Annotated in this window: 18 protein-coding genes; 5 read left to right on the top strand and 13 right to left on the bottom strand. The window is 64.0% G+C overall.

What is annotated here, in order from left to right; translation table 11 throughout:
• Positions 1-333 precede the first annotated feature (333 nt).
• The gene (locus NKJ73_RS09075) at positions 334-2,868 is read left to right on the top strand and encodes an NAD-dependent epimerase/dehydratase family protein (protein ID WP_352569086.1); all 2,535 of its coding nucleotides are present in this window, start codon (positions 334-336) and stop codon (positions 2,866-2,868) included.
• Here the strand turns inward: NKJ73_RS09075 and NKJ73_RS09070 are convergent.
• The 3 genes from NKJ73_RS09070 to NKJ73_RS09060 are packed head-to-tail and all read right to left on the bottom strand — an operon-like array spanning position 2,865 to position 5,859.
• Positions 2,865-4,085, bottom strand: coding sequence for an NAD(P)/FAD-dependent oxidoreductase (locus NKJ73_RS09070; RefSeq protein WP_352569085.1), 1,221 nt, complete (start codon positions 4,083-4,085; stop codon positions 2,865-2,867). The genes NKJ73_RS09075 and NKJ73_RS09070 overlap by 4 nt on opposite strands.
• The gene (locus tag NKJ73_RS09065; RefSeq protein WP_352569083.1) at positions 4,082-4,795 is read right to left on the bottom strand and encodes a class I SAM-dependent methyltransferase; all 714 of its coding nucleotides are present in this window, start codon (positions 4,793-4,795) and stop codon (positions 4,082-4,084) included. Before NKJ73_RS09065 ends, NKJ73_RS09070 begins: the two co-directional genes overlap by 4 nt.
• On the bottom strand, positions 4,792-5,859 hold the full coding sequence (locus NKJ73_RS09060) for a type III polyketide synthase (RefSeq protein ID WP_352569082.1): 1,068 nt from the start codon (positions 5,857-5,859) through the stop codon (positions 4,792-4,794). Before NKJ73_RS09060 ends, NKJ73_RS09065 begins: the two co-directional genes overlap by 4 nt.
• A 265-nt stretch (positions 5,860-6,124) precedes the next feature.
• On the opposite strand from NKJ73_RS09060, the gene cueR reads away from it, so the two are divergent.
• Positions 6,125-6,523: a Cu(I)-responsive transcriptional regulator gene (gene cueR, locus NKJ73_RS09055; RefSeq protein ID WP_352569081.1), complete on the top strand. Its 399-nt coding sequence runs from the start codon at positions 6,125-6,127 to the stop codon at positions 6,521-6,523.
• A 42-nt stretch (positions 6,524-6,565) separates the two neighbouring features.
• Here the strand turns inward: cueR and NKJ73_RS09050 are convergent, their stop codons facing one another.
• Positions 6,566-7,048, bottom strand: coding sequence for a DUF2127 domain-containing protein (locus NKJ73_RS09050; protein ID WP_352452336.1), 483 nt, complete (start codon positions 7,046-7,048; stop codon positions 6,566-6,568).
• 41 nt (positions 7,049-7,089) lie between these two features.
• Between NKJ73_RS09050 and NKJ73_RS09045 the strand changes: the two genes are divergently transcribed.
• Complete coding sequence (locus NKJ73_RS09045; protein WP_352452337.1) at positions 7,090-7,632, top strand: phosphatase PAP2 family protein; 543 nt, start codon at positions 7,090-7,092, stop codon at positions 7,630-7,632.
• A 17-nt stretch (positions 7,633-7,649) separates the two neighbouring features.
• Positions 7,650-8,207 (top strand): cytochrome c, encoded by a 558-nt coding sequence (locus tag NKJ73_RS09040; RefSeq protein ID WP_352569080.1) that lies wholly within the window; start codon positions 7,650-7,652, stop codon positions 8,205-8,207.
• A gap of 5 nt (positions 8,208-8,212) precedes the next feature.
• Here the strand turns inward: NKJ73_RS09040 and atzF are convergent, their stop codons facing one another.
• Genes atzF through NKJ73_RS09000 form a run of 8 tightly spaced genes read right to left on the bottom strand, consistent with a single transcriptional unit; the run spans position 8,213 to position 16,482 of the window.
• Positions 8,213-10,018 (bottom strand): allophanate hydrolase, encoded by a 1,806-nt coding sequence (atzF, locus tag NKJ73_RS09035; RefSeq protein ID WP_352569079.1) that lies wholly within the window; start codon positions 10,016-10,018, stop codon positions 8,213-8,215.
• The gene (locus tag NKJ73_RS09030) at positions 10,015-10,365 is read right to left on the bottom strand and encodes a cupin domain-containing protein (protein ID WP_352569078.1); all 351 of its coding nucleotides are present in this window, start codon (positions 10,363-10,365) and stop codon (positions 10,015-10,017) included. Before NKJ73_RS09030 ends, atzF begins: the two co-directional genes overlap by 4 nt.
• A complete protein-coding gene (locus NKJ73_RS09025) occupies positions 10,358-11,026 on the bottom strand; it encodes a cysteine hydrolase family protein (RefSeq protein ID WP_352569077.1) in 669 nt (222 codons plus the stop codon). The genes NKJ73_RS09030 and NKJ73_RS09025 overlap by 8 nt, the downstream gene beginning before the upstream one ends.
• Entirely contained in the window at positions 11,026-12,558 is a 1,533-nt protein-coding gene (locus tag NKJ73_RS09020) for an ABC transporter ATP-binding protein (RefSeq protein WP_352569076.1), read from the bottom strand. The genes NKJ73_RS09025 and NKJ73_RS09020 overlap by 1 nt, the downstream gene beginning before the upstream one ends.
• 10 nt (positions 12,559-12,568) lie before the next feature.
• Complete coding sequence (gene biuH / locus NKJ73_RS09015; RefSeq protein WP_352569075.1) at positions 12,569-13,270, bottom strand: biuret amidohydrolase; 702 nt, start codon at positions 13,268-13,270, stop codon at positions 12,569-12,571.
• Between the two features lie 14 nt (positions 13,271-13,284).
• On the bottom strand, positions 13,285-14,211 hold the full coding sequence (locus NKJ73_RS09010) for an ABC transporter permease (protein ID WP_352569074.1): 927 nt from the start codon (positions 14,209-14,211) through the stop codon (positions 13,285-13,287).
• Positions 14,211-15,335 (bottom strand): ABC transporter permease, encoded by a 1,125-nt coding sequence (locus NKJ73_RS09005; RefSeq protein WP_352569073.1) that lies wholly within the window; start codon positions 15,333-15,335, stop codon positions 14,211-14,213. The genes NKJ73_RS09010 and NKJ73_RS09005 overlap by 1 nt, the downstream gene beginning before the upstream one ends.
• Before the next feature lie 19 nt (positions 15,336-15,354).
• Complete coding sequence (locus tag NKJ73_RS09000) at positions 15,355-16,482, bottom strand: BMP family ABC transporter substrate-binding protein (RefSeq protein ID WP_352569071.1); 1,128 nt, start codon at positions 16,480-16,482, stop codon at positions 15,355-15,357.
• A gap of 322 nt (positions 16,483-16,804) precedes the next feature.
• Here NKJ73_RS09000 and NKJ73_RS08995 point away from each other — a divergent pair, with 322 nt between their 5' ends.
• The gene (locus NKJ73_RS08995) at positions 16,805-17,464 is read left to right on the top strand and encodes a GntR family transcriptional regulator (protein ID WP_023677208.1); all 660 of its coding nucleotides are present in this window, start codon (positions 16,805-16,807) and stop codon (positions 17,462-17,464) included.
• Between the two features lie 3 nt (positions 17,465-17,467).
• Here the strand turns inward: NKJ73_RS08995 and doeB are convergent, their stop codons facing one another.
• A complete protein-coding gene (doeB, locus tag NKJ73_RS08990) occupies positions 17,468-18,469 on the bottom strand; it encodes a N(2)-acetyl-L-2,4-diaminobutanoate deacetylase DoeB (RefSeq protein ID WP_023677207.1) in 1,002 nt (333 codons plus the stop codon).
• Between the last annotated feature and the right edge of the window lie 4 nt (positions 18,470-18,473).

Raw genomic sequence — 18,473 nt, 5'->3', positions numbered from 1 at the left:
AGTTCCCCTCGCAATCGCCGGTGGCAGCGGCGGCGGGAGGGATGATTGTGATGATGATGGACGGTTCAATGTGGATGATGGGCGGCATGGCGCTCATTTGGGTCCTGGTGCTTGTCACCCTCGTGCTCGCGATCGCGGCGCTGGTCAAATATTTGCGAACCTGACGGCATAGGCAGTCGGGGTCAAAAGAGCAAAAAGGGCGGAAAGTTGTAGTCGTCATCGGAAGCAGCAGCGTCATCGGGTCGGCGTCGGAACTGGTCCGGCCCCTCGGCTCTTAACGTCTGTCGCCTTCGGCCCTCTCAGGAGTGGCAAATCGCCGGCTATGAGGTCTGGATGGCGAAGCGCAAAGACACGGTTATTGTTACCGGCAGCACCGGCTTCATCGGCTCGGCTCTGGTCAACAGCTTCGCCGACCGGTTTGCTCTCGTCGGCCTCGACCGGGCGGCGACGCGTCAGCCGCCGCCGGCCGCGGAGTGCGTCTGCATCGACCTGACATCGGAGGACGCCGTGGCAGCCGGTTTGGCGCGCGTGCGGACGGCCTATGGCGCCCGCCTCGCCTCGGTGATCCATCTTGCGGCCTATTTCGATCTCACAGGCGAACGGAACCCGCTCTACGAAGAGATTACGGTTGGCGGCACCGAGAAGCTCCTGCGCGCCCTGAAACAATTTGAGGTCGAGCAGTTTGTCTTCATGAGTTCGATGCTGGCGCACAAGGGTGGCCGACCGGGCGACATCATCGATGAGGATTGGCCGCTCGAATCGAACCTACCCTACCGCACCTCGAAGATCGAGACCGAGCGCCTGATCCATGAGCAGCACGGGGCGATCCCTGTCGTCTATGCCAGGCCGGCCGGCGTCTATGATGATCTCGGCCGTAACGCATTCCTCGCCAATCAGATTGCGCGTATCTACGAAGAGGATCCGACCGGGCATGTATATCCGGGTGACCTGCGCACAGGGCAGTCGTTTCTGCATCTGGAAGACCTCACCGATGCGGTGGCGCGCCTTATAGATCGGCGGAAGAAACTTCCCACGGAGCTGGCGCTGCTTCTCGGCGAGCCTGAGGTCATGGGCTACGGCGAACTTCAAGCCGAGATTGGTCGGTTGATCCGTGGCGAGAACTGGGAGACACGGGAGGTGCCGAAGGCGCTCGCCAAGGCGGGTGCCTGGGTCCAACAGGACGTGCTGGGCGAAGAATCATTCGTTCGTCCCTGGATGGTCGATATCGCCGACGACCACTACGCGATCGATATCAGCCGTGCCCGCAATGTCCTCGGCTGGCAGCCCCGGCATTCCCTGCGCGAGACGTTGCCGCGGATCGTCGACGCGCTCAAGGCAGATCCCGCCGGCTGGTATCGGGCCAACAAGCTCAACGCCGCCAAGGTGGCCGGCAGCGGAACAAAAGCGCGAGAGAAAGACAAGGCGTTCGAGGCCAAACACGACAAGATGAAACCCGGACACATGGCCGAGATGGCGGGGATGGGCAAGCAGATGCTCTGGGCTCATTTCCTGGTCATCACGCTTGGCGTGTGGCTCCTCACCAGCCCGCTTCAGTTCGCGCTGTTCGATCCGGCGGCGGCCGGCACTGTGCGTGACGTCACGCAAGAGCGTGGACTGTGGGAACCGGTGCTGCGCAACGCGCTCACCGGCTGGAGCGACATTGTCTCGGGCTTGCTGCTGATGCTGTTTGGCGGGCTCGCACTGTCGCCGCGTTTTTCCTGGGCGCAATGGGGCACGACGATCGCCGGCCTGTGGCTGCTGTTCGCGCCGCTGTTCTTCTGGACGCCGAGCGCCGCCGCCACCATGAACGACACGATCGTCGGCGCGCTGGCCATCGCTTTCTCGGTGCTCGTCCCGATGATGCCGGGCATGAGCCACGAAGGGATGATGGACGAGAGCACCGTTCCGCCTGGCTGGACCTACTCGCCGTCATCCTGGCTGCAGCGCCTGCCGATCATCGCGCTCGGTTTCTTCGGTTTCCTCATCGCCCGCTATCTCACTGCCTACCAGCTCGGCCATGTGGGTGCTGTCTGGGAGCCGTTCTTCTCCGGCGGAGACGGCAGGAACGGCACGGAATTCATCATCACATCCGACGTTTCTCAAGCCTGGCCAGTCGCTGATGCCGGGCTTGGCGCCGTGGCCTATACGATCGAAACCCTGATGGGCGCGATGGGCACGGCGACCCGCTGGCGCACCATGCCCTGGATGGTGACCTTCTTCTTCATCCTGGTGGTGCCGCTCGGCGGCGTCTCGATCTTCTTCATCATCATCCAGCCGATCATGATCGGCACCTATTGCACACTGTGCCTCATCGCGGCGGCGGCCATGCTGGTCATGATCCCGCTGACGCTGGACGAGGTGGTCGCCATGGGCCAGTACATGCTGCGCAGCGTGCGGGCAGACCGTCCGTTCTGGCGCACCTTTTTCCAAGGCGGGCCGGAGCCGAACGGCGAGGCGGACAAGAACGATCCCGGCTTTTCCGCCGCGCTTGCCGCACAGTCCGCCGCAGCCATTCGCGGTGTCACGTTTCCATGGACGCTGGTCGCATGCTGTATCGTCGGCGGTTGGCTGATGGTCTCGCGGCTGGTCTTCGGCACGGCCGGCGCCATTGCAAACAGCGATCACCTCTCGGGCGCCATGATCATCACGATCGCGGTCTGCGCCATGGCCGAGGTGGCACGGCCGTTGCGTTTCCTCAACCTGCCGTTCGGGTTATGGCTGATCGCAGCGCCCTGGCTGCTCGACGGCGCGACCAGAGGTTCGACATTGAACAATGCCGTTGCAGGGCTAGTTGTGATCGGCCTCAGCCTGCCTCGGGGGCGCCGAAGCAAGGAGCACTACGGCTCATGGGACCGCTATGTCGCCTAGACGAAGCCTGGAACCGGCTTGGTCTTGCCGCTCAGTTGCGCGCCCAGCGTCAGTGCCTGCGGGAAATTCCGGACGATCGCCGCCATCAAGGTGGCGCTGCCGGGGCGAAGGGCAATTCCGGCAACAGCCGCGGCGGCGTAGACCCGTGTCGAAAACAGTCTTTTCCAGGCCGCCTCGTAGCGTCTGGCTGCAGCCTCGCGCCCTGCTCGGCCACTTGGCGCGCATGCGAGTTCGCAAGCCAGCAGCCAGCCGGACTGAAGCGCCATCGAGATGCCCTCGGCGATGACAGGATGAGACTCTCCGGCTGCATTGCCGACGCGGAAGATGTCCCCTTCGTAGCACGAGCGAATTCCCGGCCGGATCGGACCTGCGGCAAGCCACGGACCGTCGAGGAGAGCCGGTTCCAGGGCGTCCCGCACGCCCCGGCATGAATTCAGGAGATGCCGGGAGACCGCATCGGCGGCCGACACGTGGCTCCGTTGTTTGGGGCCATATTGTTTACGCAGCCGCGCGAGCATATCGCGCCGGATGCAGCACGAGATCGACAACCGGCCATGATCCGCCGAAACCATTCCGCCATAGCCGCCAGGGAAGGCCAGCAGAGGCATCAAATCCGGCGCCAGCGACGACCCGGTGAAATGCGCCTTGAAGCCGAGCAGGTCCGACGGCCGATTGGCCTTTGCGAGTTGGCTGCGCAATGGTCCCGGTTCCCACGAGCCGTGAGCGGCGACAATCACCGGCGCACGCAACATCGCCGCTTCATCCCCGGCCTGAATTCGCACCCTTTGCATCTCACCGTCCGGCTCGATGGCGACGGCGCGGCAGGGTTGAAAGATTTCGACACCCGCCGATCGCGCCGCTTGCAAAAGCAGAGAGTCGAGAATGTCCCGGCCGAGCGCCCGGCCGAAGCTGTCTTTCGCACGAGGCCCAGCTCCTGCACGTGGCATTGCCGCCTCGACGCAGGTCTCGCCGGAAAACAAGCCGACGCGGCGGATTTCGGGGCCGGCATTGGTACGCCAGGCATCGCCGATCTCGAGCCGGCCGAGAAGCGCAAGATTGCTTGCCGAGATGTATTCGCCGCAGACCTTGCGGCGCGGGAACGCGCTTTTTTCCACAATTGCCACGGCCCATCCGCGCCGGGCCAGCGTGAGCGCGACGGAGGTGCCCGCCGGGCCGGCACCAATGACGATCGCGTCATGAGTCGACAATCCCGTCATGGCTCGACACTGGCACTGGCGCCGACGAAGATGTGGGAAAACAGGCCGGCGCGCCGCTCCTCGACCGGTTTGCCGTTGGCCGCAAGCCAGAGACCGGTAAGCTCGCTGCCGCGAAAGCCGGCACGCACGCTTTGCGCCGCGTCGTTTCGTGTGACGTCGTTGGCGCCGATTGCCGGCAGAAGACGGGTCGCGGCCAGCGGCAGTTTCGCCCGCAGCGGCTCTGTCGCGATGAGCAACGGGGCTTTCGGCCTGATCAGCGAAAACAGACGCACGAGCTGCGCATCGTCGAGGTGATGCAGGAACAGATTGACGGTGACGGCGTCGAACGGCGAACCCTCGATCTTTCCTGCCCAGTCGAAGACATCGGCGGTGACGCCTTCGGCCTTCCATCCCAGCCTGTCAAAATCACCGCGCAATTGCGCGGTGACGAGGCCGACGCGGTCGAGCATTACCAGTTCGACCCCAGGCCAATGCGTGGCCATGCGCCGCGCCACCGCCAGCATGAAGGAGCCATCGCCCGCGCCGATCTCCAGAATGCGGCGTGGCGGCTTTGGCACAAACCTCCTGAGCAACGACGTCATGATCGGCACCTGAAACATCAGCATATTGATGCGCCGAAGATCGCGGCGCGCGGTCAGCGCTCGCGGATCGTTGGCCGCAAGTCCGTCGAGGATTTCCGGCGCAAGCTGCCGGTGCTCCAGGCCGCTCATGACACCGTTCGAAAGAGCATGGTTTCGGCCGTCAGCCCGGGTCCGAACGACATGCCGCAACCGAGCAGGCCGGGTCGCGCCTTCAGCATCTCTTTCATCACGAACATGACGGTCGCCGACGACATGTTCCCATATTGGCGCAACACCTCGCGCGATGGTTCCAGCGCGGTGGGGTCCGGTTTCAAGGCCCTTTCGACGGCGTCGAGCACCGAACGTCCACCCGGGTGCACGGCCCAAAGGTCGATGTCTTTCGCCGATCGGCCTCCGAGGATGGCGGCCTGGCTGTTCCGCAACGCTTCATGAATCGCTGCCGGCACCTGGCCGGAAAGAACCATTTCGAAGCCGTGGTCGCGAATGTTCCAGCGCATCAGGTCCCGCCGTTCCCTCGCCACCAGACAGTGAAAGCTATCGAGCTCGATGCCGGCCGGCTCGGCGGTGACGAGCGCGGCCGCGCAGCCGTCTCCCCAAAGGCAGAACGACAGCAGTTTTTCGAGCTCGGTGGTTTGTCGCAGATGCATCGTGCAGAGTTCGACATTGACCAGCAGGACCTTGGCCTGCGGGTCGGAGCGGACGATGTGGCGGGCCAGCTTGAGGCCGTTGATCGCCGCGTAGCAACCCATGAAACCGATCATCGTGCGTTCGACACTATCGGGAAGCCCGCAACGCGCGATCAGCTCCAGATCGATGCCCGGCGCCGAAAAGCCAGTGCAGGTGGTGACGATAAGATGGGTGATGCGGGAAGCGTCGTCGCCAAGCTGCAATCCGTCGATGCCCTTTTGCGCCAGAACAGGTGCGGCATCGTCGAACATCGCCATTCTCGCCGCTGTTCCGGGAAACGCGCCCCGGATGAAGGTCCCGGCCAGGTCGGCAGTTGGTCCTTCGGGGTCGGACGCCGGCGCAAAGCAGGAATAGCGGTGCTCGATGCCGGCAAGATCGGCCATGCGTTCGAAGATCCTCCGGCGATCGGCCGCGAGCATGGAGGCCGCGAAACGCAGGTAGAATTGATGAACCTCGTGCTCCGGCACCGCCGTCGCGATCCGGTTGATATAGGCGTTGACGGGCATATTCTGTCTCCTCGGCGGGTGCACGGTGTAACGTGCCGCCGGAGGGTCCTTGCTCATCGTTACCCGGTGTCGAACACCGGGTTTTGAGCGCTGTTCGATAAACGTTTCCGAAAACTGATTTCTTCCCGAAGGTTCAGTGTGCGCTGTTGGCAGGGAAACGGTTGGAGCGGGCGGGCGGTTGCGTCGGGCATCCAAAATCGCCACATCATGTTGACCTTCCATCTACTGGAAGGTCTATTTCCTCCGACAAAGGAGATTTTCCACCATGAACATCGGTATCGCATCCGAAAAATCCGGCCTGCCGTCCAAGACGATCCGTTATTACGAGGACATCGGGCTCTTGCATCCGGCTCGGACAGACAATGGCTATCGCGATTACTCGACGGCCGATATTCACCGGCTGCGCTTCCTGCAGCGCTCGCGAAGCCTGGGATTTTCGGTCGACGAATGCCGCCAGTTGCTCTCGCTGTATCAAGACAGGGAACGTGACAGCGCCGACGTGAAGGCGATCGCGAAAGCCAAGCTGGTGGAGATCGACAGGAAGATCGCCGAACTGGTCGGATTGCGCGGCTTGCTTCACCAATTGGTCAGTCACTGCCACGGCGACGAGCGGCCGGATTGCCCGATCATCGACGAGCTGGCAGGACAAGGCGTCGCCCAGTGAGGTGGATTGAAAATCGGAGCGGCTGACGTGCAAACTTCGCTGTCATGCCGGCTTGTGCTGCCGCACGACCTTCCATTCATGCCAGATCAGCACCATGACGACAGCATCGAATACGGTCAGGACAAGCAGGCCGAACGAATGGGTGTAGGAGTAGCGGTAGACTTGATAGAACATAAATGCGCCCAGCGCCGCAAGCGATGCCGGATACGACCACAGCTTGCCTCTCAAAAGCCCGACAACGAGCAGCAGTTTTATCAAGCCGTGGCTAAGCAGGTAGAAGGCATAAAACTCCTTGCTGGCGACGGAAAAGTGGCTTGCCATCTGCGACAGATAGCCAGCTATGAAATCGTTCGGATCTTCGATCAATTCCTCTTGAGTGAATGTATTGACCCAGGAGGCAATGGCGTCGGTGGTGACGACATAAAGCAGGATCCCGCCCACGCATTCGATCAGGGCATGCGCCCCTTTAAGCCAGATGCTGAGCTCGAAAATCTGATGGATGCGGCGTTCGTCTACTGCTTTCACAAAATTCACCTTGCGATCGACAACAGCGGAAACGAGAAACGATGGATGCAGCCCTAACCCACTGGATCAACGCGGCAGCCGGGATCAGCCCTTTTCTTGATAAGGCAATGATCGCCGTCTCACAAATCGGCGTTCCGCTGATGGTGCTGGCTGTTGCCCTGCAATGGTGGGCAAAGGCCGACCGCTACCATGTGCGCCATGCTGCCTTGTCCGCCGGCTTGGCGTTCCTGCTCGGTCTGGCGATCAATCAGTTCATTTTGCTATTCGTCCACCGGCTGCGGCCCTACGATGCCGGCCTGACGCATCTGCTGATTGCGCCCAGCGCCGACTGGTCGTTTCCCTCCGACCACGCGACAGCCAGCTTTGCGGTTGTTGCGGCTCTTGCAATGCAAGGTCTGCCGCGCCGGACGCTGGCCCTCTCCATCATGGCATTGCTGATCTGCTGGTCGAGAATTTATATCGGCACCCACTATCTCACCGACGTGATAGGGGGTGCCATCACTGGCGTCTTAGGTGCCGTTGTGGTCCGATTGGCCTATCGCGAGAACTCCCGACTGGACAGTCTGGTCACAAGAATTCTCTAGCTCCTCATGTGCCAACGATGAGACGAGCAGCTATCATAGCGGTCCTGTCGCTTGCCTGCGCCTCTGTCGTGCTCGCCGCCGCCCATTCGGGTCGTGATGCGGTCATCCAGGCTCGCCAGGCCTCGATGAAGGAAATGGCCGCGGCGGCAAAGGCGATCGCCGGGATGTTCGACGGCAAGCAGGCGTACGACGCCGCAGCCTTCAAGGCGGCGGCCGAGACCATCCGCGCCCGCACCGGCCCTGCCCTGATTGCCGAATTCCCCAGCGCGACATTGGGCGCGCCTTCAGGCGCCAGGCCGGATATCGACCCCGCCCGCGCGGAGTTCGATGAGCTGGCTCGCCACATCGGGACGCTGGCCAGCGCCTTGGCCTCCGACGCCGAGCGGGCGCCGCCGCGCATCACCGACGACATGAGAATGGGTTCCGGCCTGGCGATGGGCGGTGGCAGCCTGCTTGGCAAGCGACCATCCCTCGCGGAAGCCGATCCCACTAAATTGCCGGCGGAGCACCTCCTGCATCTCATCTTGCAGGATTGCTCGAGCTGCCATTCGAAGTTCAGGCAAAAGGTCGAGTGATAGCGTCAGCTTCGCTGCAGCTGACCCGCCACGAAATTGCGCCAGCCGCCGAAATGCGAAATCTCCTTTGCATCGGTGAGGCCGGCACTTTCGACGAGGAAGCCTTTCGGCGAAGTTCCGTCATCGAGCAGAAGCGTGCCGATGCCGAGCGGCGGCGGGATCGCGGCAACAAAACGGCCGAAGGCTTGTGGCGAGAGCCGCCAGACTTCAACCTCGATCGCTGCGCCCTTGCCGTTGCAGATCCGTTCGAGCCCCGGTCGCGGCACCGACTGGCCGGCGAGCGCATAAAGCCGATAGAGCGGCGCCGTTCTTGCAGCCCGGGCGAACATTGCGCCGAGCTGCTGCAGCTGGCCGTTCAGCGCCATCCCCGACAGATGCGCGCCGACCACCGCCAGCTCGATCGTGCCCTCGTCCACGTCGACGCGAACATCGCCACGCGGCAGCGGCCAGCCTGTAGCGCCCAGCGCAAGGCCGCTTGCCGCATGGACATCGCGCGCAAGCGACGCCGGCAGATGGTCCTTGCCCGCCGCGGCAAGCAAGGTGACGCTCATCGGCAGACCGTCGCTGCGGGTTCCGCTCGGCACGGCAATGCCGCACATGTCGAGCAGATTGACGAAGTTGGTGTAGGTGCCGAGCCGGCTGTTGGTGACGATCGGATCGGCCAGCACCGCTTCGACTGTGTAGTGCGTCGGCGCGGTCGGCACGCAGAATAGGTCGACCGAGGCGATGACCGGCGCAAGCCTGGCCTTATAGCCTTGCAGGGCATAGAGCCCGTTGAAAGCGTCCGCGGCGGAAAGTTTTCGCGCACCGCCGATGATCTGCCGCGTCACCGGATGCATGGCGGCCTCGTTGGCATCCATGAAGTCCCTGATCGCGGCGTAACGCTCGGCTACCCAGGCGCCTTCGTAAAGCAGGTTGGCGGTGGCGTAGAAATCGGCGAACGGGATTTCCACCAGCTGGCAGCCCAGCGTCTCCAGCGAGGCAAGGGCGGCCTCGAAACCCGCCTGCATCGCCTCGTCGCCGAAGAAGGTCCAGTCGGTCCTGGCCGGCACGCCGACAGTCAGCACCGGCGGGCGCGCGGCAAGGCCCTGGACGCCGGGGTCACGCGAATAGGGGTTGGCGTCGTCCTTTGCCGCCGCCGCCTCGAACACGCGGTAGGCGTCATCGACGGTGAGCGCGAAGACCGAGATGCAGTCGAGCGTGCGGCAGGCCGGCACGACGCCGGCGGCTGATAGCGCGCCGACGCTCGGCTTCAGCCCGACGATGTTGTTGAGGCCAGCGGGTATGCGCCCCGAACCGGCGGTGTCGGTGCCGAGCGCGAAGGAGACGATGCCGCGCGCCGTCGCCACGGCCGAGCCGCACGAGGAACCGCCCGGCACCAGTTTCGGGTCGATCGCATTCCTCGGGATTGGATAGGGCGTGCGAACGCCGACCAGGCCGGTGGCGAACTGGTCGAGATTGGTCTTGCCGACAACCAGCGCGCCGGCGGCCTTGAGCCGCGCGACGACGGTGGCGTCTTTCGCCGGCAAGTAGGCATATTCCGCACAAGCCGCCGTGGTCGGCATGCCGGCGACGTCGATGTTGTCCTTGACCGCGAATGGCACGCCCCACAGCGGCTTTGCCGCGGGATCGAACGGGCCGAGCTTTTCCGCCTCGGCAAGCAACGCCGCCCTGCTCGCCAGATGGATGAAGATGCCGGGGTCATCGGCCGCCGCGAGCCGCGCATGGACCATATCGATCACCTCGCCAATGCCGACGCCGGCCTGATAGGCGGCGTGCAAGCTCGCTATATCGAAGCGGATGTCGCTCATTTGGCCTCGTCCAGAATGACTACCGGCAGGTTCCACTGGATGAGCACCACGCAGCCATCCTTCGTCCACACCGAATGCTCGGTTCCAACCGGGTTCAGGATCACGCTGCCCGCGGCATGATCGCCGTTCTCGTCGCTCTGCGTGCCTTCCAGCACGATGATCGTCTCCAGCCCGGCATGGCGATGACGCGGCACGCTGGCGCCAGCCCGGTAATTCAGGATGGCGACCGACGGTTCCGTCGGTCCGCCCTTGAGCAGCCAATGCGCCGTAATGCCATCGCGGAAAGGCTCGAACGGCAGATCGCGCCAGCCACCATTGAGGAGGCCGGCAAAGGCAAGGTTAGGCATTGGCAATCCCCTCGAGCACCTGGTCTGTCGTCGCCGTCCAGCCGACGATCGCGCCCTGTGCCCTGATCATCGCCAGGGCGGCCGCCTTGAACTCGGCAAAATAGCTCTCGGTAGCATCCTCGGCCAGCAGGCATTCATAGCCGCGGTCGTTGGCCTCGCGCATCGTCGTCTGCACGCAGACCTCCGTCGTCACTCCGGCAAAGACCAGTTGCTGTGCGCCGAGCCGCTTCAGGTCATCGCCGAAGCTGGTGGCATAGAACGCGCCCTTGCCCGGCTTTTCGATGACGATCTCGCCAGGCAGTGGCGCAAGTTCATCGAGGATCGCCGTTCCCGGCTCGCCGACGATCAGCACGCGACCCATCGGCCCGACATCGCCGATCCGGATCGACGGATTGCCGCGATTGCGCTTGGCCGGCGGCAGATCCGAAAGGTCTGCCTTGTGGCACTCCATCGTGTGGATCACCGGCAGGCCGGCGGTGCGAAACCCCTCGATCAGCCTCTTCACCGTCGGCACGATCGCCGTGACTCGGCTGACGTCATTGCCGAGGCTGGCGCCGAAGCCGCCGGGTTCGGCGAAGTCGCGCTGCATGTCGATGACGACCAGCGCCATCGCCTCAGGCTTGAAGGCGAACGGAAACGGCAGCGCCTCGATCTCCGCCATCAGTGATGTCCCGCCATGTGCTCGCCGATCGTCTGCACGCTCGCCTGCGCGATCGGCGTCTCGTAGACCAGCGCGCCGTCCGACATGACGAAGATGCGGTCCGAGAGCTCGAGCAGCTCATCAAGGTCCTCCGACATAAGGAGCACCGCGGCGCCGGCATTGCGCGCCTTCATGATGCGGGCGCGTATTTCGGCGACGGCGGAGAAGTCGAGACCGAAGCAGGGGTTCGACACGATGAGCAAATCGACCTCGCCGGTCAGTTCCCGCGCCAGCACCGCGCGCTGCACATTGCCGCCCGAGAGCGACGAAATCGGCGAAGCGAGCGAGGCCGTCTTGACCTTGAACTGTTCGACCAGACGGGCCGCGTAGTCCCTGATCGCGCTCATCCTGATCCAGCTGACCGGCTTGCCGGCCTCGTTGAGGTCGAAGGTCCGGAAGGCCATGTTTTCCGCCACCGTCATCTTCGGCGCGCAGGCATTGCGCAACGGCTCCTCCGGAATGAAGCGGACATTGAGCGTGCGCGCCTCGCTGCGGCTGGCACCATAGGGCGAGCCTTTCACCAGAATGTCGCCGCAATTGCGCGCCCGCTGTCCGGCAAGGACTTCGAGAAACTCCTTCTGGCCGTTGCCGGAGATGCCGGCAACGCCGACGATCTCGCCGGACTTCACATCGAACTCGCCGATGTCGATGGTTTTCAAGCCGGTGCGGTCGGGCGCCTTTAGCGACTTTACCGTCAGCACCTGTCTGGCGCCGGCCGGCACCGGGGCGCGGCTGTCGAGTGCGGCGATCGGTTGGTCGCCGATCATCATCGCCGCCATCTGCTTGTGGGAAAGTTCGGAGACCTTTCCGGTTCCGGTCAGCCTGCCCTTGCGCAGCACGGTGATATCGTCGGCAAAGGCCGTCACCTCGTGGAATTTATGCGAGATCATCAGCACGGTGAGGTCGCCGGTCCTGGTCATGTCGCGCACCAGGCCAAGCACTTCGTGTGCCTCGCCGGGAGTGAGCACCGAAGTCGGCTCGTCGAGCACCAGGAAACTGCGGCCGAGATAGAGCTGCTTGATGATTTCGAGCTTCTGCTTCTCGCCGGCCGCAAGTTCCGCCACCTTGACGTCGAGCGGCAGCTTGAACGGCATACGCTGCATGAATTGCGCAAGTGCGGCGCGCTCCTTGCGCCAGTCGATGACGCCGGGCACCTTCTCGCGCGAAATGACCAGGTTCTCCGCGCCGGTCAGCGACGGGACGAGCGTGAAATGCTGGTAGACCATGCCGAGCCCCAATGCCGAGGCATCCTTCGGACTGGCGATCGCGACCTCGCGGCTATCAACCAGCATGTCGCCGGCGGTCGGATGGTAAAAACCCATCATGCATTTGACCAGCGTCGATTTGCCGGCGCCGTTTTCGCCGAGCAGCGCATGGAACGATCCCGCCGGCACCTTGATCGAGACGTCGTCCAGCGCGGTGAAGGCGCCGAAGCGCATGGTCATGCCGATGGTCTCGACGCCGACGGCTTTCTTACCGATGCTTCCGCTCAAGATCGTGTCCTCACGGCAGCTGCGCGACGAAGGATGCCGAGTTCGACACCACGCCGAACACCCCGCCCTGCATCTTGATCATCTTGATCGCCGCGAGATGGTTGCCGTAGTCGGTTGCGCCGCAGCAATCCTCCAGCATCACGCATTCGAAGCCGCGATCGTTGGCCTCGCGCATCGTCGTGTGGACGCAGACATCGGTGGTGATGCCGGTCAGCACGATGTTTTCGATGCCGCGCTGGCGCAGGATCAGCTCGAGGTCGGTGGCGCAGAACGAGCCCTTGCCCGGCTTGTCGATGATCGGCTCGCCAGCCGCCGGATAGAGGTCGGGGATGATGTCCCAGCCGGGTTCGCCGCGCACCAGGATGCGCCCGCAAGGCCCGGGGTCGCCGATGCCGGCATTGATGCGGCGCGAGCGCCAGCGCTTGTTGGCCGGCAGGTCGGCGAGATCGGGCCGATGGCCCTCGCGCGTGTGGATGATGGTGTAACCCTTGGCCCGCATGGCTGAGAGCACCGACTTGATCGGCTCGATCGGCGCCCGCACCAGCGAAAGATCGTAGCCCATATGATCGACATAGCCGCCCGGCCCGCAGAAATCGGTCTGCATGTCGATGATGATCAATGCCGTATTGTCCGGCCGCAGCTCGCCATTATAGGGCCATGGATAGGGGTCGGCATCGATGTAGCGCTGGGTGATCTCGGCTCTGGCGTTCATCGAAAAAACTCCAGTCATTTGGTGATCGACAACTCGCCCGGCGCGCCGGCAAGCGAGCGGTTCGGCGACGAGGTGGCGATCATGATGATGAGCGTGAGGATGTAAGGTGCGGCGTAGAAGAGATAGTAGCCCTGCGTCACCCCGACCGACTGCAACGCCGGGCCCAGCGCGCCGGCGCCGCCGAACAATAGTGCCGCGGCAAAGCAGCCGAGCGGATTCCAGCGCGCGAAGATAACCAGCGCCACCGCCATCAGGCCCTGCCCCGACGAGATGCGTTCGGTCCAGCTGCCGGGGTAATAAAGCGACAGATAGGCGCCGCCGATGCCGGCGAGCGCACCGCCGACACCTGTCGCAAGCAGGCGCACGGTGTTGGGATTGAGGCCCATGGCGCGCGCCGCATCGGAGCTGTCGCCGACGACGCGCACGATCAGGCCGGCGCGGGTGTTGCGAAAGGCCCACCACAGGAACAGCGCAAGTGCGGCCCCGATCAGGAACAGCACGTTGACGTTGAGCGCCGCCTGCACCTGCGGGATATCCGACCAGCCACCGAAGGCGATGGCCGGCAGGTCTGGCGCCGAGGGCTGGATGAACGGCTTGCCGAAGAAGAAAGCGAGACCCGAGCCGAACAGCATCAGCGCGATGCCGATGGCGATGTCGTTAACCCCACGGAATTTGCAGATCCAGCCATGGAACAGGCCGAAGCAAAGACCGGCACCTGCGGCAGCCAGCAGACCGAGCCATGGCGAGCCGGTCATCACTGCGACCGCATAGGCGGTCATTGCGCCGAAGACCAGCGTGCCTTCGAGGCCAAGATTGATGCGGCCGGAGCGCTCCGTGATGGCTTCGCCGAGCGAGACGAAGATGAACGGCGTCGAAACGCGGATGGCGCCGCCGAGAATGGCGAGCGGCACGCCCCACAGGCCGATCTCGGTCGCGTCCATCAGGAGCCCCTCTTCCACAGATCGGGATTGAAGACCTTGAAGCGGCCGTAAAAGGTTTCGCCGAACAGGATGACGACGAAGAGCATGCCTTGCAGCACCAGCACGGTGGCGTCGGGCAGGTCCATGCGGCGCTGGATCAGCCCGCCGGAAGCGCCAATACCGCCGAGCAGGAAAGCGACCGGGATGATGGCGAGCGGATTGTGGCGGGCGAGGAAGGCAACGAGGATGCCGGTATAGCCGTAGCCGGCGGCGAGCGAGGCGTTGGCGCTGCCTTGCACGGCGCCGACCTCCAGCATGCCGGCCAGCCCGGCACAGCCGCCGGCGAGCCCGGTGAAGCCGACGATCAGCGGCCCGACGGCAAGCCCTTGCACCTGGGCCGCCCTGACATTGCCGCCGGCGATGCGAGCGGCAAACCCCCAGCGCGTCTTTTCGATCAACAGCCAGGACAGGACGCAGGCGAGGATGCCGACGACGAGGCCCCAGTGCACGTCCATGCCTGGAATGTTGCCGATGCGGTAGGCATCCGCCAGCGGCTCGGTCGAGGGTTTGTTGAGCGAAGCCGGATCGCGCAGAGGCCCTTCGACCAGATGGTTCATCAGCGCGATGGCGATATAGGCCATCAGCAGACTGGAGATGGTTTCGTTGACGGCGCGGTAGTGGCGGAGTGCGCCGACGGCACCGATCCAGATGCCGCCGGCGACCACGCCCGCCACGCCCATCAGTAGGATGACCAGAAAAGCCGGCGCGCCATTCGCCGCGACGCCGATGGCGGCGGCGGCAACGCCGCCCAGCACGATCGCGCCTTCGCCGCCGATGACGACGAGGCCTAGTCGTGCCGGCAGCGCCACGCAGAGCGCTGCCAGTAAAAGCGGTGCTGCCCGCGACAGCGAGTTCTGGATCGAGAACCACGAGCCGAAGCCGCCGCGCCACATCGTCTCGTAGAGTTGCACCGGCGATTTGCCGACCAGCGCGATGAACAGGCTGAACAGCGCCATGCCGACGAGCAGCGCCGCGAGCGGTATGACGAAGGCTTCCGCCCGCCGCGCCGCCCATTCGAGCGCCGCCGGATAATTCCTGGCGCCAAACAGCGCCGGTGCGCCCGCAGTGCTGACCGTGTCTGCCATGGCCCGTCTCCGATCCCGTTCAGGCGGTCGAACCGACGACGCCCTCGACCAGGTAGTCCATGCTTTCGAGTTCGAGCGCGGTCTCGGCGAAGGCCTGGCCTTCGGTCGCGACGACGACGCCCTTGTTGCTCTTCAGCGGACCCTTGATGACGGAAAAGCCGCCTTTCATCATTTCGGCCAGCGTGTCGTCGAACTGCTTGCGGGCGGCGTCGCCGACGGCGGGGCCGAGCGGGCTCATCTTGACGAAGCCGTCGGCCAGGCCGCCGCGCGTGAAATTGGGCAGCGGCGTGCCCGCCACCAGATCGTCGACGAACATCTTGTAGACCTTGGCCCAGTTCCATTCCGCGCCGGTCAGGTATTTTTCCGGCGCCAGCGGGCTCTGGTTGGCATGATAGCCGCAGACGAAGGCGCCACGCCCGGCCGCCGTCTCGACCACCACCTTGGGGCTGTCGACATGGCAGGTGATGACGTCGGCACCCTGGTCGACCAGCGCATTGGTGGCCTCGGCCTCCTTGACCGCCAGCGACCACTCGCCGGTGAAGATCACCTGGCAGGTGATGGTCGGGTCGACCGAGCGCGCGCCGAGCAGGAAGGAATTGATGTTGAGCAGCACCTGCGGGATCGGCTTTGCCGCGACGAAGCCGAGCTTCTTGGTCTTGCTGGTGTGACCGGCGACGACGCCGTTCAGATACTGGCCCATGCCGATATAGCCGAAATAGGAACCGGCATTCATCGGATGCTTGTCCTTGTTCCACATGCCACCACAATGGCGGAACTGCACGTCGGGGAATTTCGCGCACATGGCGAGCATGTGCGGATCGAAATAGCCGAACGAGGTCGGGAAGATCAGCGACGCACCGTCGAGATTGATCATCGATTCCATCGTCTTCTGAACGTCGACCGTCTCCGGCACGTTCTCCTCCTCGACGACGGAAATTCCTTCGATCCCCTTCAGCGTGGCGGCCCCTTCGGCATGCGCCTGGTTGTAGCCGTAGTCGTCCTTTGGCCCGACATAGATGAAGCCGACGGTGGCCGTCGCGGCGAAGGCCCTGCTGATCGGAAACGATGCGGACGCAAGGCCGAGCGCCGCTCCGGCGGCGGAGGTTTTGAGCAGGTCGCGGCGGCTAAGCATGAATCTCTTGGACATTGAATGCTCCCTCTGTGGGGCCTTTGGGGCCGGTTAACATCTCAATGAAAGAAGTGTATGCAATCGGCATGCCAGTTTCAGAAATGAGATTTATTCAGCAATATCAATGAGTGTGCCGATGTGGACTGCACAAAGCCGGAGCAATTGCATACACTTTTTGCCTCCAAAATCGCCAATTTGACATGAAGGCTAAAACATAGGCATACAGAGATGCGGAGGAATCGAAGCCGGTGAGTGGCTTACGGCTCTAGCGAAAAGACTGGACGGAGGAGACGTGTCGGGAAAGCGCAATTTGATCAGGTCGGGCACGACCGTCGATCAGATGGTGAGGGCGATCAGCGACCGGATCGTCACCGGTTTCCTGCGCCCGGGCGAAAAGCTCGACGAGGCCTCGCTCGCCGCCCGCTTCGACGTCTCACGCACGCCGATCAGGGAAGCGCTCAGCCGGCTCAGCGCCATGGGGCTGGTCGAAAGGCGGCCGAACCGCGGCGCCACCGTCGCCGTGGTGACGCAGGAGCACCTCGCCTCGATGTTCGAAAGCATGGCCGAGCTTGAAGCGATCTGCGCGCGGTTCTCGGCCGAGCGCATGACCGCTGGCGAGCGCCGCACGCTGGAGGCCGAACACCAGGCCTCGGCGCGCTTCGTGCAGCTCGGTGCCGAAGAAGAGTATGAGCTTTTCAACACCGAATTCCACACCCGGCTCTATCGCGGCGCCCACAGCAAGCACATTTATGAACTGACCGTCATGACCCGCGGCCGCCTGGCGCCGTTCCGGCGCGCGCAATTCATGCTGCCCGGGCGGCTGGCCCAGTCCTGGCAAGAACATGACGCCATCGTCACCGCAATCATGCGCGGCGACAGTGCGGCGGCCGGAACAGCCGCCAAGGATCATGTCTCGATCGTCAGCGAGGCGAGCGCCGTCTTTGCGATCGGCGATCGCCCCAAAGGCAGGACCGAGCCGTTCCCGACATCGGCTTCCTAACCGTCAATCGACCAGCACGGCGACCACGGCAGCGCAGTCGCCGGCCTTGACCAGCCCCGGAAAATGCCGCGCCGCCAACAGACCGGACATTTTGGCCCGGATCTCCTGCGGAGCGCCGCCGGTGCGGCCTATGGAATGGATACGTGCCAGCACCTGGTTCTCTGCCACCGGCTCGCCGAGATCGATCATGGTTTCGATCATCCCGTCGTCCTCGGCGAACGAGAAGCAATCGCCGGACGGCATGTCGAGCCAGCGGGTTGGCTGCATCTCGACCGCGCCGGCGACGATGCCGGCATGGCGCAGCACATTGAGCACGCCGCGACGTGCGATCCGCACCGTTTCCGCGCGCGAAGTCCCGCCGCCGCCAAGCTCTGTGGTGATGAACAGCTTGCCCATCTCTTCGGCGGCAGTGTCGAACATGCCGACCGCGTCGATCTCCAGCATTTTCATCGACCATGGTGCGGAGAAGGCTTCAACCGCAGCGAAACCCTTCGCTTCCAGCACCTTGTCGGGCCGGATGTGGGCGGCGCAGAACGGCACGAAGTCGAGCGTCTTGCCGCCGGAGTGGAAGTCGAGCGCGATGTCTGTACGGGGCAGAAGCTCGCGCTGGAAATAATCAGCGATCTTCTCGGTCACCGTGCCGTCGGGCCGGCCGGGAAAGCTGCGGTTGAGATTGCCCTTGTCGATCGGCGAGGTGCGCGTGCCGGCGCGGAACGCCGGATAGTTCATCGCCGGCACGATGATGATCGTGCCGCTGACTTGCTTCGGGTCGAGCGTACGGGCGAGGTCATAGAGCGCCAGCGGCCCCTCGTACTCGTCGCCATGATTGCCGCCGGTGAGCAATGCGCTCGGCCCCTTGCCGTTGCGGATGACGCAGATCGGGATCATCACCGATCCCCAGGCGGAATCGTCGCGGCTGTAAGGCAGGCGCAGGAAACCGTGCTGCACGCCGTCGCGCTCGAAATCGACGGTCGGCGTGATCGGTGACGGGCGAAGGCTGGACATCGGG

It is taken from the genome of Mesorhizobium sp. M0074, from assembly GCF_040322975.1.
Taxonomy (GTDB): Bacteria; Pseudomonadota; Alphaproteobacteria; order Rhizobiales; family Rhizobiaceae; genus Mesorhizobium.
Note: the sequence above shows the minus strand (reverse complement) of the source record. Positions and strands in the feature narration are given on the sequence as shown.